Source organism: Achromobacter sp. 77, assembly GCF_020541125.1.
In the GTDB taxonomy this organism is placed as follows: domain Bacteria; phylum Pseudomonadota; class Gammaproteobacteria; order Burkholderiales; family Burkholderiaceae_B; genus Achromobacter; species Achromobacter mucicolens.
The window spans coordinates 3,451,564-3,465,718 of the sequence record NZ_CP059848.1; the positions used below are offsets into that span (position 1 = coordinate 3,451,564).

The following is a 14,155-nucleotide window of genomic DNA, read 5'->3' on the forward strand; positions in this document are numbered from 1 at the left end:
GCACCGCGGTGTTCGGAACCCATGGCCGACATCGTCCACATCACGGGCGAAGGCAACATCTACTACGTGCTGACGGAAAAACAGCAGGCTGCGCTTCGCAAGCAAATCGAAACGGTCGATGCGCTCATGAAGCGGTTCCGGGAAATAACCGCCGACGCCGTCAAGCCGACTCCTTGCGCCGCCTCCAGCGGAAAGGCAAGCGTAGACACCTGTCCCTGCCAGGGCTGCCGCAAGCTGCGTTGGGCCAGGCAAGCCGAAGCCGCGGGCTTGATGGCACTCGACGACATCACGCCAACAGCCGAGCTGGAAAGAATCGAATCCGCCGAAGACATCCGAGGGCGCCTGTCTCAGCTGCGCGAACAGCGCAAAGAATTTGCCGATATGTGCAATTGGTGGAACCGGGAACTCACCTGCAAGATTGGTCAGCACATGCCGACAGCCATCGATGGCATCATCGCCGACCTCGAAAAACAACTGCCTGCCGCCGCCAAAGACACCGAAACCACCGCCAGCGCCACCATGCCATCGGTTTCGGAAGGTGGCCGAGAGCAGCGGCAACGTCAAGTCACCGTCGCCGCCGACAGAAACGGCATTGTCGAAATCATCGTCGTCAGCCGTCCCGACAAGCACTACTACATCCCGCAGCGCTACCTCGCCGTGCTTCGCGAGCACTTCCGCGTGGATGTCAGCATGCTTAATGCAAAATCCCCGCTAAACGACGACGACTTGCGGATTCGCGGCAAGCAGCTGATCACCCGAATCCGCGAACGGGTGGCCCGCGGGCTAAACGAAGACAGCGCCAAACCGCTTGGCAACCTGGAAGCCAAGCTTGTGACATGGACTGCCAAGGACGACTGCGCGCTCAATGCGTTGCACTTGGAAGCGATCAACTTGAGCTCGAACAAGCACGACAGCGCCCCTTACGCTGCCAACGCAGAAGCGCATTTGCTGCGATTTGCCGCGCAGGCCAGCGTGGGGTTCACGGGCTTTGACCCCAAGAACGGGGAGATATCCGTTGGCATGAAGGCGCAGGCAAGCTTTTCGCTTGCCGAGGGCAAGATCAGCCTGGAGCGATACCTTCCCAGCCAAGGCGGATACGATTGCTTCTTTGCCTATCGCAATGCCGACCGTCAAATGATTTACCACCGCTTCGGCGCCTTCCGCATCAAGGGCGCGCTGGAGCTGAGCTGCTTTGTCGGGGCAGTGGCCTCGGGGTCCGCAACCGCGGGCGTCAAGTGGAAAAGCAGCCCCGCGGGTGGCAGCGCCCTGCTGACATCGCCTGAGCTCAGCAGCCGCGGCGGTGCGGTCAGACTGCAGGGAAGCGCCTTCGCCGGCGCACAAGCGGGCGGTTCATTGATGGGTGCATTTGAATGGATGACCCCAGAAAACCAGCATCACCCCGACGCCACCTGGCAGGCGTTGCTTGAGGTAAAGGGCGAAGGCAACGTCGCCTTCGGCGCAGGCGCGGAGCTGGACTTCAAAATCGTGATGACCGGCCTTCGGCTGTATTTCCACGTCAAGGCGCAGGTGGTGCTCGGGCCTGGCGCAGCAGGCGGCTTCGCGACCATGGTCAACCTGGAACACATCGGCAACCTCATCATGGTGGTTTACCGCAACCTAAGCAGCGTCGATTATCGGCACCTTCTGAGCATTGATAACAAAGCCTTTACGTTGTTCGCTCAAGTCGTGATGAAGACGTTGAGCACCCCCGGCGCCACCATCGAATCGATACTCAAGGGAGGGCTACGGTCGATCGAAGAATGGTGGGATGAACGCAATAATCGTATCGGCGCAGCCCAGGGACTCGCCAAGCGCATTCTCGAAGGCAAACCGCTGGAAGTTCATGGTCAAAGTGTTGCACTCAATGAACTCCCGCCCGAGGTCATGGGGCCGGCAATCTACACGTTGGGAGTCGACTATGTGCTGACCTACAGCGAGGACCGCGAACGAGCAATCATCAAGTTGCTGCGCGCCGTGCGGACTTGGCGGCACTTCTACTTGACGCTGGAGCGTGTGAACGAAAGCGGAACGCGCGAATCGGCCGAGGATGGACTCAAACACATCAGAAGCTTCCTGAATGATCAGCAGACAAGGGAGTTTTCGCGGTTCCTTGATGCGCTGGCTGCTTCCCCCGGTCAAGCCCCGGTCAACACCCAGTTGGCGATGTCGCCCTGGAATCCCGTCCTTCCTCATAACAAACATCAAGTGCTGGTGACGGCGCACAACAAAGAACTTCATCGCCGTGGCTCAAGCATGAAAGCCTGAACTTAGGAAATTTTATCGATGCACCGTCTTCTATTGCCCGTGGCAGGGGCGTTCGCCCTGAGCGCCTGTCACGCCCCCCCGATCGACAGCCAAAGCCTGTCCGCGACTCACGTCGCCGCCATCGCCAAGCGCATCGAACAGCGCTACCACCAGCATCCTGCCCAAGAGCGCCTGGCCTTGCTCAAGCAGGTCGTCACCGCCATCGACAACATGGTCTTTATCGAAGGCGGCACCTTCGAGATGGGCGATTTTGGCTGGGCGAGCGAATACGACCCCACCAACATGTGCGAATGGCCATGCGGGCAGGATCTCGACGCGTTGTTGCCGCTGGTGCCCGAAGCCGATGCCCGTCCTTTGCACAAGGTCCGTCTCGACAGCTTCTACATGGCCAAGTACCACACCACCATCGGCGAGGATGATCACTATCGACTGATGAACGGCAAGCCCCTGTACCGTTCGGAACTCACTGACGAGGAGAGAGCCCTCGGCTTGACCATCCCGTATCGCATCAGCGAGGCCCGCCAGTTCAAACCTGATTTTCCGGCGCGCAGCCAATGGCAGGACGGCAAGGACTACTGCCTGTGGCTGGGCGAGATGAGCGGCCTGCCCGTGGACCTGCCCACCGAAGCGCAGTACGAGTATGCCGCCCGCTCCGGCGGCCGCTATGTCGTCTATCCCACCGACACCGGCAGCCTGGACTATGGCCGAAATGTGCACAGCGGGGAGTTCGGTACCCACCGTTTGATCGCCGTCGGTTCATTCCCGGCGAACCCGATTGGCCTCTACGAAATGGGTGAGAACGCCAGATCATGGGTGAACGACTGGTACGACCCCCAGTACTACCAGCACTCGCCGGTCGACAATCCGCGCGGCCCGGAAAGCGGCACAGAGAAAGTCATGCGGGGTGGCATCTACTACGAAACCCCTCAGTTCTCAGCTATGACCACGTTCCGCTTTCCTGCGACGCCAACATTGAAAGACTACTACGCCGGAATCAGCTATCGCTGTTCCATCCAGCAAGCCGAGCCATTGAAAAAATGAAGCTCGCGATGCACCGTCTTCTATTGCCCGCGGCAGGGCTGTTCGCCCTGAGCGCCTGTCACGCCCCACCAGTCGACAGCCAAAGCCTGTCCGCGACTCACGTCGCCGCCATCGCCAAGCGCATCGAACAGCGCTACCACCAGCATCCTGCCCAAGAGCGCCTGGCCTTGCTCAAGCAGGTCGTCACCGCCATCGACAACATGGTCTTTATCGAAGGCGGCACCTTCGAGATGGGCGATTTTGGCTGGGTGAGCGAGTACGACCCCACCAACATGTGCGAATGGCCATGCGGGCAGGATCTCGACGCGTTGTTGCCGCTGGTGCCCGAAGCCGATGCCCGGCCCCTGCACAAGGTCCGCCTCGACAGTTTCTACATGGCCAAGTACCACACCACCATCGGCGAGGATGATCGCTATCGACTGATGAACGGCAAGCCCCTGTACCGCTCGGAACTCACGGAAGAAGAGAGGGCGAGTGGTTTGAGCGAGCCCTACCGTGTCCGCCAGGCAAGGCAATTCAAGCCGGACCTCCCTGCGCGCAGCCAATGGCAGGACGGCAAGGACTACTGCCTGTGGCTGGGCGAGATGAGCGGGCTGCCCGTGGACCTGCCCACCGAAGCGCAATACGAGTATGCCGCCCGCTCCGGCGGCCGCTATGTCGTCTATCCCACCGACACCGGCAGCCTGGACTATGGCCGAAATGTGCACAGCACGGAGTTCGGCACGTTCCGTTTGGTCGCCGTCGCTTCATTCCCCCCGAACCCGATTGGCCTCTACGAAATGGGCGAGAACGCCAGATCATGGATGAACGACTGGTACGACCCCCAGTACTACCAACACTCGCCGGTCGACAATCCGCGCGGCCCGGAAAGCGGCACAGAGAAAGTCATGCGGGGTGGCATCTATTACGAAACCACTCAGTTCTCAGCCATGACCACGTTCCGCTTTCCTGAGACGCCAACATTGAAAGACTACTACGCCGGAATCAGCTATCGCTGTTCCATCCAGCAAGCCGAGCCATTGAAAAAATGAAGCTCGCGATGCACCGTCTTCTATTGCCCGTGGCAGGGCTGTTCGCCCTGAGCGCCTGTCACGCCCCACCAGTCGACAGCCAAAGCCTGTCCGCGACTCACGTCGCCGCCATCGCCAAGCGCATCGAACAGCGCTACCACCAGCATCCTGCCCAAGAGCGCCTGGCCTTGCTCAAGCAGGTCGTCACCGCCATCGACAATATGGTCTTTATCGAAGGCGGCACCTTCGAGATGGGCGATTTCGGCTGGGCGAGCGAATACGACCCCACCAACATGTGCGAATGGCCATGCGGGCAGGAGCTCGACGCGTTGTTGCCGCTGGTGCCCGAAGCCGATGCCCGTCCCTTGCACAAGGTCCGCGTCGACAGCTTCTACATGGCCAAGTACCACACCACCGTTGGCGAGGATGATCGCTATCGTCTGATGAATGGTAAGCCTCTCGGCGACATGGAGCTCCTCGAAGAAGAGAGGGCGCGTGGTTTGACCGAGCCCTACCGTGTCCGCGAAGCAAGGCAGTTCAAGCCGGACTTCCCGGCGCGTGCTCATTGGCAGGACGGCAAAGATTACTGCCTGTGGCTGGGCGAGATGAGCGGCCTGCCCGTGGACCTGCCCACCGAAGCGCAATACGAATATGCCGCCCGCTCCGGCGGCCGATATGTCGTCTATTCCACCGACACCGGCAGCCTGGACTATGGCCGAAATGTGCACACTGGGGAGTTCGGTACCCGCCGTTTGATCGCCGTCGGTTCGTACCCGCCGAACCCGCTTGGTCTCTACGAAATGGGCGAGAACGCCAGATCATGGATGAACGATTGGTACGACCCCCAGTACTACCAGCACTCGCCGGTGGACAATCCGCGAGGCCCAGAAAGCGGCACAGAGAAAGTCATGCGGGGCGGCATCTACAACGAAACCCCTCGGCTCTCAGCCATGACCATGTTCCGCTTTCCTGAGACGCCGACAATGAAAGACTACTACGCCGGCATCAGTTATCGCTGTTCCATCCAGCAAGCCGAGCCATTGAAAAAATGAAGCTCGCGATGCGCCGTCTTCTATTGCCCGTGGCGGGGCTGTTCGCCCTTAGCGCCTGTCACGCCCCCCCTGTCGACAGCCAAAGCCTGTCCGCGACTCACGTCATCGCCATCGCCAAGCGCATCGAACAGCGCTACCACCAGCATCCTGCCCAAGAGCGCCTGGCCTTGCTCAAGCAGGTCGTCACCGCAATCGACAACATGGTCTTTATCGAAGGCGGCACCTTCGAGATGGGCGATTTTGGCTGGGTGAGCGAATACGACCCCACCAACATGTGCGAATGGCCATGCGGGCAGGAGCTCGACGCGTTGTTGCCGCTGGTGCCCGAAGCCGATGCCCGTCCCTTGCACAAGGTCCGCCTCGACAGCTTCTACATGGCCAAGTACCACACCACCATCGGCGAGGATGATCGCTATCGACTGATGAACGGCAAGCCCCTGTACCGTTCGGAACGCACGGAAGAAGAGAGAGCGAGTGGCTTGAGCGAGCCCTACCGTGTCCGCCAGACGAGGCAGTTCAAGCCGGACTTCCCGGCGCGCAGCCAATGGCAGGACGGCAAGGACTACTGCCTGTGGCTGGGCGAGATGAGCGGCCTGCCCGTGGACCTGCCCACCGAAGCGCACTACGAATATGCCGCCCGCTCCGGCGGCCGCTATGTCGTCTATCCCACCGACACTGGCAGCCTGGACTATGGCCGAAATGTGCACAGCGGGGAGTTCGGTACCCAACGTTTGATTGCCGTCGGCTCATTCCCCCCGAACCCGCTTGGTCTCTACGAAATGGGCGAGAACGCTATGTCTTGGGTGAACGATTGGTACGACCCTGAGTACTACCGCAATTCACCTGTCGACAACCCCAAAGGGCCTGACACAGGGATCAAAAAGGTTATGCGGGGGGCCGATTACCTCTCAGATCCACAAATGACCGCCATGACGATGTTCCGCTTTCCCGAGACGCCGACAATGAAAGACTACTACGCCGGAATCAGCTATCGCTGTTCCATCCAGCAAGCGGAGCCATTGAAAAAATGAAGCTCGCGACGCCCTATCGGCGCTAGCGCTGGCCGAAGCGCGTCTCGCCGAACAACGCCTTCAACTCGCGCGGTTGCGACCGCCAGTATTGCTTGGGCGCGCTGACCTGGCCGCCCAGCTGGGCGGCCGCGTGCCACGGCCAGCGCGGGTCGTAGAGCATGCCGCGCGCCAGCGCGACCATGTCGGCCTGGCCCTGCGCAATAATGTCCTCGGCCTGCTGGGCCTCGGTGATCAGCCCCACCGTGATGGTAGGCATGCCGATCCGGCGCTTGATTTCCTCGGCGAAGGGAACCTGGTAGTTCGGCCCAACCGGGATCTTCTGCTGCGGCGACACGCCGCCGCTCGAGACGTCGATGAACTCACAGCCGCGCGCCTTCAGCGCTTCGGCGAAGGTCAACGTCTGCTCCAGGTCCCAGCCGCCCTCGACCCAGTCGGTCGCGGACACGCGCACACCCAGCGCCACCGATTGCGGCACGATCTCGCGCAGGGCCAGGAAGACTTCCAGCGGAAAGCGCATGCGGTTCTCCAGCGATCCGCCGTAGGCGTCGTCGCGCTGATTCGACAGCGGCGACAGGAACTGGTGCAGCAGATAGCCATGCGCGGCATGCAATTCGATGGCGTCAAAGCCCAGGCGTAGCGCGCGCCGGGCGCTGTCGACGAACGCATGGCGGATGCGCTCAAGGCCCGCCGCGTCCAGCGCATGCGGCGCGGGCTCGTGTGCGTTGTGCGGCACGGCGGACGGCGCCCATCCCTGCCAGCCGCCAGCGCTTTCGGGAACAAGCTGGCCGCCGTTCCAAGGCGCGTCACTGGAAGCCTTGCGGCCGGCATGGCCCAGCTGGATGCCCAGCTTGATGGGCGAGTAACGGCGCACGGCGGCAACCACTTTGCCCAGTGCGGCCTCGGTCTCGTCGGACCACAGGCCCAGGTCTCCGGGAGAGATGCGGCCGTCCGCCTCGACCGCGGTAGCCTCGGTAAAGAGCAGCGCCGCGCCCGACAGCGCCAGATGCCCCAGATGAATCATGTGCCAATCCGTCGCGCAGCCCGCTTCGGCGGAGTATTCGCACATGGGTGCGATGACGATGCGGTTGGCTAAGGCGACATTGCCGATTGACGTGGGGCTGAACAGATGGCTCATGCGGGCAGGCTCCGGTTGCGTTGGACGACACAGCATAGCGCCCGGCCGGGCAAACGCCGTCAATCCCAACGCCCCCGGCAGGGTTACCCCATCGCCTACTGCCCTTCGATCACCGAATCCAGGAACTGGCGCGTGCGCGCCTCCTTGGGTTGGCTGAACAGCACGGACGACTCGGCATCCTCGACGATGTTGCCCTGATCGAAGAACAGCGTGCGGTCCGAGCTGCGTTCGGCGAACTTCATCTGGTGCGTGACGATGATCATCGTCATGCTGCGGCGGGCGGACAGGTCGCGCAGGATCTGCAGGATGCCGCCGACCAGCTCGGGGTCGAGCGCGGACGTGACTTCATCGAAAAGCATCACCTGCGGGCACATCGCCAGCGCGCGCGCGATGCCCACCCGTTGCTTCTGCCCACCCGATAGCTGCGCGGGATAAACGTCGAGCTTGTCGCCCAAACCCACCATATCCAGATACTCGACGGCGCGATCGCGCGCCTGGTCGCGCGGCATGCCCAGCACGTGCAGCGGCGCCTCCATGGCGTTGCCCAGCGCCGTCATGTGCGGGAACAGGTTGAAGTGCTGAAACACCATGCCGATCTTGCCGCGCACCTGGCGCAGGTGCGCGGAGTTGACGCCGGCAGGCCGGCCCTGCGCATCGGTCCACATCGGCTCGCCATCGATCTCGATGTCCCCGCTGGTGGGCGGGTCCAGCGTCATCAGCACGCGCAGCAACGTGGACTTGCCCGAACCCGACGGGCCGATGACAGCCACGGTCTGCCCCGCCGGGATCTCGAGATTGATGCCTCGCAGGACTTCCACGTCTCCAAAACGCTTGTGCAGATTCTTGATGCTCACGCTGGCGCTCATCGCTTTCCTCCATATCGTTGCAGGCGGGCCTCCAGGCCGCGCACGCCCCAGGCCGCGACCAGGCTCAGCGCCAGGAACAGCAGGCCCACCAGGGTCAGGGGTTCGGTGTACCGGAACGTCGCGGATCCGATCATCTTGCTTTGCTGCAGCAGCTCGACCACGGTGATGGCCGACAGCAGCGGCGTGTCCTTGAACATCGCCACCAGGTAGTTGCCCAGCGCGGGCACCACCGGCGGGATCGCCTGCGGCAGCACCACGCCCACCGCCGTGCGCCAGCGCGACATGTTCAGGGCCGTGGCCGCTTCCCACTGGCCGCGTGGCACCGCCTCGATGCCGGCACGGTACACCTCGGCGCAATAGGTGGCGTAGTGCAGGCCCAGCGCCACGATGCCCGTCATGAGCGGCGACATCTGCGCGCCGGTCAGCGGCAAGACATAGAACAGGAAATACATCTGCACCAGCAGCGGCGTGCTGCGCACGAACTCGATGAAAAACGCCGTGGGCATCGACACGATGCGCAGCCGCGATCGCCGGAGCATGGCGAGCACCAGCCCCAACGTCACCGCCACCAGCATGCCGAGCACGGTGGCCTGGATCGTGATGACGAGCGCAGACCCCAGCGTGGGCAGGATTTCCAGGGCGAAAGACCAGTCAAATATCGGTGTCATCGGACTCGGACCCTCCGCTCAAGCAGACGCACGCCCGCGGTGATCAATAGGGCCACGGCAAAGTACATCAGCAGCATCAGCGTGAAGATCTCGGTCGTGCGCAGGGTTTCGCTGCGCAGCAGTTGGCCGCGGAACGTCAGGTCGGTGATGGTGATCAGCGACACCAGGGCCGTGTTCTTCAGGAGTTCGATCAGCAGGTTGCCGGCGGGCGGCAGCATGGCCGGCACGGCTTGCGGCAGCACGATGCGCTGCATGATCTGACGGCGCGTGAGGTTCAACGCCACGCCGGCTTCACGCTGCCCGGGCGGCACGGCCCGGATGGCGCCGCGCACCACTTCCGCCCCATACGCGCCCGCATTCAGCGCCAGCACCACGATGCCGACCAGCATGGCCGGCAGTTGCACGCCAAAGAGCGGCAGCACGAAGTAGAACCAGAAGAGCTGCACCAGGGCCGACGTGCCGCGAAAGACCTCAACGTAGATCGACGCCGCCCAACGCACGGGCCGCAGGGTGGACAGGCGGCCCAGCCCCGACAGCAGCGCAAGCGGCACCGCCAGGACCACGGCGCCCGCCATGATCTGCAGCGTGACGACCAGCCCCTCGAGCAGGGGCGGCACAAGCTGCGCGATATGTTCAGACATCAACTGCATCGGCGCCCCTTACTGTCCGCTGCAGAGCTTGTCCGCGGTCACCCCTTGGGGCAGTTCGTCGGCCGTAAAGCCGAACGGCTCGACGAGCTTCTTGTGTTCGTCGGTGCCGATGAACTTGGCGAGCTCGGCGTTGAAGGCGTCCGCGAAGGCCTTGTCGTCCGTGCGGAAGGCATAGGCGCCGTAACCGCGCACGCCCTTGCCGTCGATGACCGGGTCCGTGAACGGCTCGGCCTTTTCCAGCCCGCTGCCCGCCTGCGTCTTGCCCATCAGATCGTTGATGGTGAGCGCGGTTGCGGCATAGGCATCGGCGCGGCCGGCCTGCACACCGGACAGCGCGCTGACCGCATCCGGAAACACGACCACCTGCCCTGCCGGGATGTTGACCTTCTGCGCGTAATCGCCCTCGATGGCGCCCACCACCACGCCAAGCTTGGCGTCGGGGTTCTTGGCCACGTCTTCGTAACTGTGCAGGTTCTTGGGATTGCCGTCCTTGACGAGGAACGCTTCGCCCACGCCATAGGTGGGATTGGAAAACGCCACCTGCTGGCAGCGCTCGGGCGTGATGTACATGCCCGCCGCAATGATGTCGAAGCGCTTGGCCGCAAGACCCGGGATGAGCGAACCGAATTCGGTCAGGACCCCTTCCACCTCGTTGATGCCCATGCGCTTGAGCACCACGCGGGCGATTTCCACCGATTCGCCGGTGACCTTGGCCTCTTTGCTGTCCATGTAGGCAAATGGCGCCTCGTTGGCGTAGCCGATACGGATCTTTCCGGCCGACTTGGCGGCTTCCAGCGTGCTGGCGCTGCTGGCGGGCGCATCGCCTGCTGCCGCGGTCTTGTCGCCGCCCGAGTCCGAACACGCCGCGAGAACGCCCAGGCCAAGGGCCAACAGCAGTCGTCTGGATTGGATGAGGGTCATGAATCTTTCTCCCGAATTTATTTCTAGGTACATGGCTTCACTAAAAATAATACGCTAAGAAATGATTTCGACACGAATGATATAGACGTGAAAAAGCAGGCCTAAGCCTGCTTTTGACGTTCGTTGCCCTATGACGCGTTAGGACACGTTACGAACGGTAGATAGATATGGCACCGTTTATTGAGCGTAGGAAAAGCGTCCATTCTTGACCGTGCCCATCACCCGGGCGCGCTCATCGAATCCCTGGTGGTTTTCCTTGGTGATGTTCAAGACGCCATTGGGAACGACCAGGTCCCGGGTGTTTTCCAGCGCGTCGCGCAGTGCCAGGCGGAACTCGGGCGTGCCGGGTTTGGCACCCGTCTTGAGGGCCCGAGACACCGCCGAATCCAGCAGCATCCAGGCGCCATAGGCGTCCCCGGCGAACTGGGTCAGCGTATTGGGGCCGTATTGCTGCTCGTACTTGTCGGCGAAGGCCACCGCCACCTTCTTGACCGGGTTGGAATCGGGCAACTCGCGTGCCACCACACCCGGGCCGGTGGGGAACAGGGTGCCCTCCACGTCTTTGCCGCCGACCTGCAGGAATTCAAGTGTGCCGATGCCGTGCGTCTGGAAGACGGCGCCGGTGTAGCCGCGTTCGAGCAGCGTCTTCTGGGGCAGCGCGGCTGGCGTGCCCGAACCGGCGATCAGCACTGCGTCCGGCTTGGCGGCAATGACCTTGAGCACCTGGCCGACCACCGACGCGTCGGTGCGCTGGAAGCGCTCTTGCGCGACGAGTTTCAGATCGGACCCGGCCGCGGCCGTGAACTCCTTCAGCCAGCTGTCGCCATACGAATCGGCAAAGCCGATGAAGGCCACGTTCTTCAGGCCCTTCTTCTTCATGTCTTCGACCAGCACCGTGGCCATCAGCGAGTCGTTCTGCGGCATCTTGAAGGCCCAGGTGCGCTTGGGATCCGACTGCGGTTCCACGATGACGCTGGACGCGGCCAGCGCGATCATCGGCGTCTTGGTTTCGGCCAGCACGTCCAGGGCGGCCAGCGCGGAAGCTGTGATGTTGGGGCCGACGATGGCGTCCACCTTGTCCTCGGAGGTCAGCTTGCGCATGTTCTTGACCGCCCGGCTGACGTCCGTGCCGTCGTCCAGCACCACGTAACGCGCGGGTTCGCCGCCCAGCGTGTTGGGCCACAGGCGGATCGCGTTGTTGGTCTGGATGCCGATGGCGGCGGCGGGGCCCGTGGTGGACACGTCCACGCCGATCACGATTTCAGCTTGGGCGGACAGGGCGGGGACGGCCAGCGCGACGGCGCAGGCGTAGCGGGCAAGGATGCGAGGCATGACTACGGCTCTTGGATAGGAGTGAAGGAGATGCCGCTATTTTGCCTGATGCGCCAGCGGCGGTTATTGACGCGGCCAACCCTTGTTGCGCGGTAAGTGCCCCGCCAAGCCGTCGTTACATCGGCTTGCCGTTGCGTACCGCCGTTTTACGCGATGGGCGGGGTGGCGGGCCGTATCATCGACGGTGCCGCCTGAGGCAAGGCGCGCCGCCCCCGCGGCGGCGCCTCTCCCCACCCCGGACGCGCCGCACGCGGCTGCGTTCCCACACAGGAGTCACGTATGAAGAAAACCGCAACCGCCGCCTGGTCGGGCGATCTGAAGACTGGCAAAGGCACGATTTCCACGCAGAGCGGCGCGCTCAAGAGCCAACCTTACGGCTTTAACACCCGCTTCGGCGACACGCCGGGCACCAACCCCGAAGAACTGCTGGGCGCGGCGCACGCCGGGTGTTTCACCATGGCGTTGTCCAACATCCTGGGCGAAGCGGGCATGGTCGCGCAAAGCCTGGACACCAAGGCCGAAGTCACGCTGGACAAGGTCGATGACGGCTTTTCCATCACCGCCGTGCATCTGACCGTGGAGGCCGTCATTCCCGGCGCTTCCGCCGAAGCGTTCGAGGAAGCCGCCCGCAAGGCCGAAAAGGGCTGCCCGGTTTCCAAGGTGCTGAACGCCAAGATCTCGATGGACGCCAAGCTGAAGTCCTGACCGGCGCGAGGGTAATCCGGCTCCCGACGGGGCCGGATCATTGGCCCGCCCTATCCCGGGCGTGGCCAAAATCAATTTGACGGTGCAGGTGCGCTCCTGAAAAATGAGAACCATTCTCAGGAGCAGCACATGACGGGATTCATCTACGCAATATCAGGCGGCAATGCCGCCCTGGCGCAGGACGCGCGGGTTTCCGCGAACCTGCGCCGCATGGTCGGGTCGGGCATCCTGGTCGCCGTCGGCTACATCGATCCGGGCAACTGGGCGACCGACATCGCCGGCGGCAGCGGCTTTGGCTACGGCCTGCTGATGGTCGTCATCACGTCAGCCTTTCTGGCGCTGGGCTTTCAGGTGCTGGTGTCGCGCCTGGCGCTTGCCACCGGTCAGGATCTGGCCACCCTCACCGCCCGCCACCTTTCCCCGCGTTTGGCCAAGGCAGCGTGGCTGGCTGGCGAGGCCGCCATTCTGGCGACCGCGTTGGCCGAACTGATCGGCGGCGCGATCGCGCTGCGGCTGTTGTTCGGACTGCCGCTCATCGCGGGCGTCGCGGTGACGGGGATCGGTACCTTTGCGGTGCTGGCCATGACGCGCGGCAATGCCGACCGGCATGAACGCGTGATCGCCCTGCTGTTGTCCGTGGTCGCGCTGTCTTTTGTGTTCCTGCTGTTCAAGGCCAATCCGGCCTGGAAGGAAGTGGCGCATGGCGTCACCGAGACCGGCCGCGCGCTGCGCGATCCGCAAGGCTTTTTGATCGCGCTGGGGATTCTGGGCGCGACCCTCATGCCGCACAACCTCTATCTGCATTCGGGCTCGCTTGCGCAGCGGGCGCGGGACCTGCCGCCGCAGGCGCTGGGCATGGCGATGCGCGTGGCGCGCAACGACACGATCGTGTCGCTGGGCGTGGCCATGCTCATCAATTCGGCCATCATGATCGTGGCCGCCGCCTCGCTGTCCGGATCCGGCATGACGGTGTCCAGTCTGGACGATGCGCATGCGGTGATCGGCCACACGCTGGGCATCGGGGCGGCAATCGTGTTTGCCGTGGCCCTGTACGCCGCCGGCCAAAGCTCCACCATCACGGGCGTGTTGGCCGGACGCATCCTGTCCAAGGGATTCCAGGTCGGCAGCACCTGGTCCGACCGCCGCCGCGCATTGATGACGCGCTTGGTGGCGGGCGCTGCCGCCGTCGGCCTGCTGGCGTTCACGGGTGGCAACGATCCGGACGGGTTGCTGGTGCTGAGCCAGGTCATCCTGAGCCTTGCCCTGCCCTTCGCCCTGGGTCCGCTGGTCGTGCTGGCCTGCCGCAAGAGCCTGATGGGCCGCTACGTGCTGAAAGGCGCGTGGGCCTGGGCCGCCATCGGCGCCACCGTGGGCATCGTCGTGCTGGACGCCTATCTGCTGCTGGATATCGTGGCCTGATGTGGCCAGCGCCGCCTGCCAGCGGCAGGCAAAAAAAAACGCCAGCGATCAAAGCTGGCG

13 protein-coding genes are annotated in these 14,155 nt (G+C 63.3%); 7 read left to right on the forward strand and 6 right to left on the reverse strand.

Features of this window, described 5'->3' with window-relative positions:
* Window positions 1-21: 21 nt before the first annotated feature.
* The 5 genes from H4P35_RS15945 to H4P35_RS15965 are packed head-to-tail and all read left to right on the forward strand — an operon-like array spanning window position 22 to window position 6,399.
* Window positions 22-2,265, forward strand: a complete 2,244-nt coding sequence (locus H4P35_RS15945) for a hypothetical protein (protein WP_226846206.1) — start codon at window positions 22-24, stop codon at window positions 2,263-2,265.
* A gap of 18 nt (window positions 2,266-2,283) precedes the next feature.
* Window positions 2,284-3,306 carry an SUMF1/EgtB/PvdO family nonheme iron enzyme gene (locus H4P35_RS15950; RefSeq protein WP_226846207.1) on the forward strand — a complete coding sequence of 341 codons (1,023 nt, stop codon included), beginning with the start codon at window positions 2,284-2,286 and terminating at the stop codon, window positions 3,304-3,306.
* Window positions 3,303-4,337, forward strand: a complete 1,035-nt coding sequence (locus tag H4P35_RS15955; RefSeq protein ID WP_226846208.1) for an SUMF1/EgtB/PvdO family nonheme iron enzyme — start codon at window positions 3,303-3,305, stop codon at window positions 4,335-4,337. The genes H4P35_RS15950 and H4P35_RS15955 overlap by 4 nt, the downstream gene beginning before the upstream one ends.
* The gene (locus tag H4P35_RS15960) at window positions 4,334-5,368 is read left to right on the forward strand and encodes an SUMF1/EgtB/PvdO family nonheme iron enzyme (protein WP_226846209.1); all 1,035 of its coding nucleotides are present in this window, start codon (window positions 4,334-4,336) and stop codon (window positions 5,366-5,368) included. The genes H4P35_RS15955 and H4P35_RS15960 overlap by 4 nt, the downstream gene beginning before the upstream one ends.
* Window positions 5,365-6,399: an SUMF1/EgtB/PvdO family nonheme iron enzyme gene (locus H4P35_RS15965; protein WP_226846210.1), complete on the forward strand. Its 1,035-nt coding sequence runs from the start codon at window positions 5,365-5,367 to the stop codon at window positions 6,397-6,399. Before H4P35_RS15960 ends, H4P35_RS15965 begins: the two co-directional genes overlap by 4 nt.
* 22 nt (window positions 6,400-6,421) lie before the next feature.
* Here the strand turns inward: H4P35_RS15965 and H4P35_RS15970 are convergent, their stop codons facing one another.
* The 6 genes from H4P35_RS15970 to H4P35_RS15995 form a co-directional block, all read right to left on the reverse strand.
* Window positions 6,422-7,534 (reverse strand): NADH:flavin oxidoreductase/NADH oxidase, encoded by a 1,113-nt coding sequence (locus H4P35_RS15970; RefSeq protein WP_226846211.1) that lies wholly within the window; start codon window positions 7,532-7,534, stop codon window positions 6,422-6,424.
* 95 nt (window positions 7,535-7,629) lie between these two features.
* Window positions 7,630-8,400 (reverse strand): ectoine/hydroxyectoine ABC transporter ATP-binding protein EhuA, encoded by a 771-nt coding sequence (gene ehuA, locus H4P35_RS15975; RefSeq protein ID WP_180098444.1) that lies wholly within the window; start codon window positions 8,398-8,400, stop codon window positions 7,630-7,632.
* On the reverse strand, window positions 8,397-9,068 hold the full coding sequence (gene ehuD / locus H4P35_RS15980; protein WP_056324341.1) for an ectoine/hydroxyectoine ABC transporter permease subunit EhuD: 672 nt from the start codon (window positions 9,066-9,068) through the stop codon (window positions 8,397-8,399). Before ehuD ends, ehuA begins: the two co-directional genes overlap by 4 nt.
* Window positions 9,065-9,718 (reverse strand): ectoine/hydroxyectoine ABC transporter permease subunit EhuC, encoded by a 654-nt coding sequence (gene ehuC, locus H4P35_RS15985; protein WP_180098443.1) that lies wholly within the window; start codon window positions 9,716-9,718, stop codon window positions 9,065-9,067. The genes ehuD and ehuC overlap by 4 nt, the downstream gene beginning before the upstream one ends.
* Window positions 9,719-9,727: 9 nt before the next feature.
* Window positions 9,728-10,639: an ectoine/hydroxyectoine ABC transporter substrate-binding protein EhuB gene (ehuB, locus tag H4P35_RS15990; protein ID WP_081101021.1), complete on the reverse strand. Its 912-nt coding sequence runs from the start codon at window positions 10,637-10,639 to the stop codon at window positions 9,728-9,730.
* Window positions 10,640-10,816: 177 nt separating this feature from the next.
* Complete coding sequence (locus tag H4P35_RS15995) at window positions 10,817-11,971, reverse strand: ABC transporter substrate-binding protein (protein ID WP_226846212.1); 1,155 nt, start codon at window positions 11,969-11,971, stop codon at window positions 10,817-10,819.
* 279 nt (window positions 11,972-12,250) lie between these two features.
* Here H4P35_RS15995 and H4P35_RS16000 point away from each other — a divergent pair, with 279 nt between their 5' ends.
* Together H4P35_RS16000 and H4P35_RS16005 are read left to right on the forward strand one after the other, a co-directional pair.
* Complete coding sequence (locus tag H4P35_RS16000) at window positions 12,251-12,676, forward strand: OsmC family protein (RefSeq protein WP_062840687.1); 426 nt, start codon at window positions 12,251-12,253, stop codon at window positions 12,674-12,676.
* Window positions 12,677-12,805: 129 nt separating this feature from the next.
* Window positions 12,806-14,095 carry an Nramp family divalent metal transporter gene (locus H4P35_RS16005; protein ID WP_226846213.1) on the forward strand — a complete coding sequence of 430 codons (1,290 nt, stop codon included), beginning with the start codon at window positions 12,806-12,808 and terminating at the stop codon, window positions 14,093-14,095.
* Window positions 14,096-14,155: the final 60 nt, after the last annotated feature.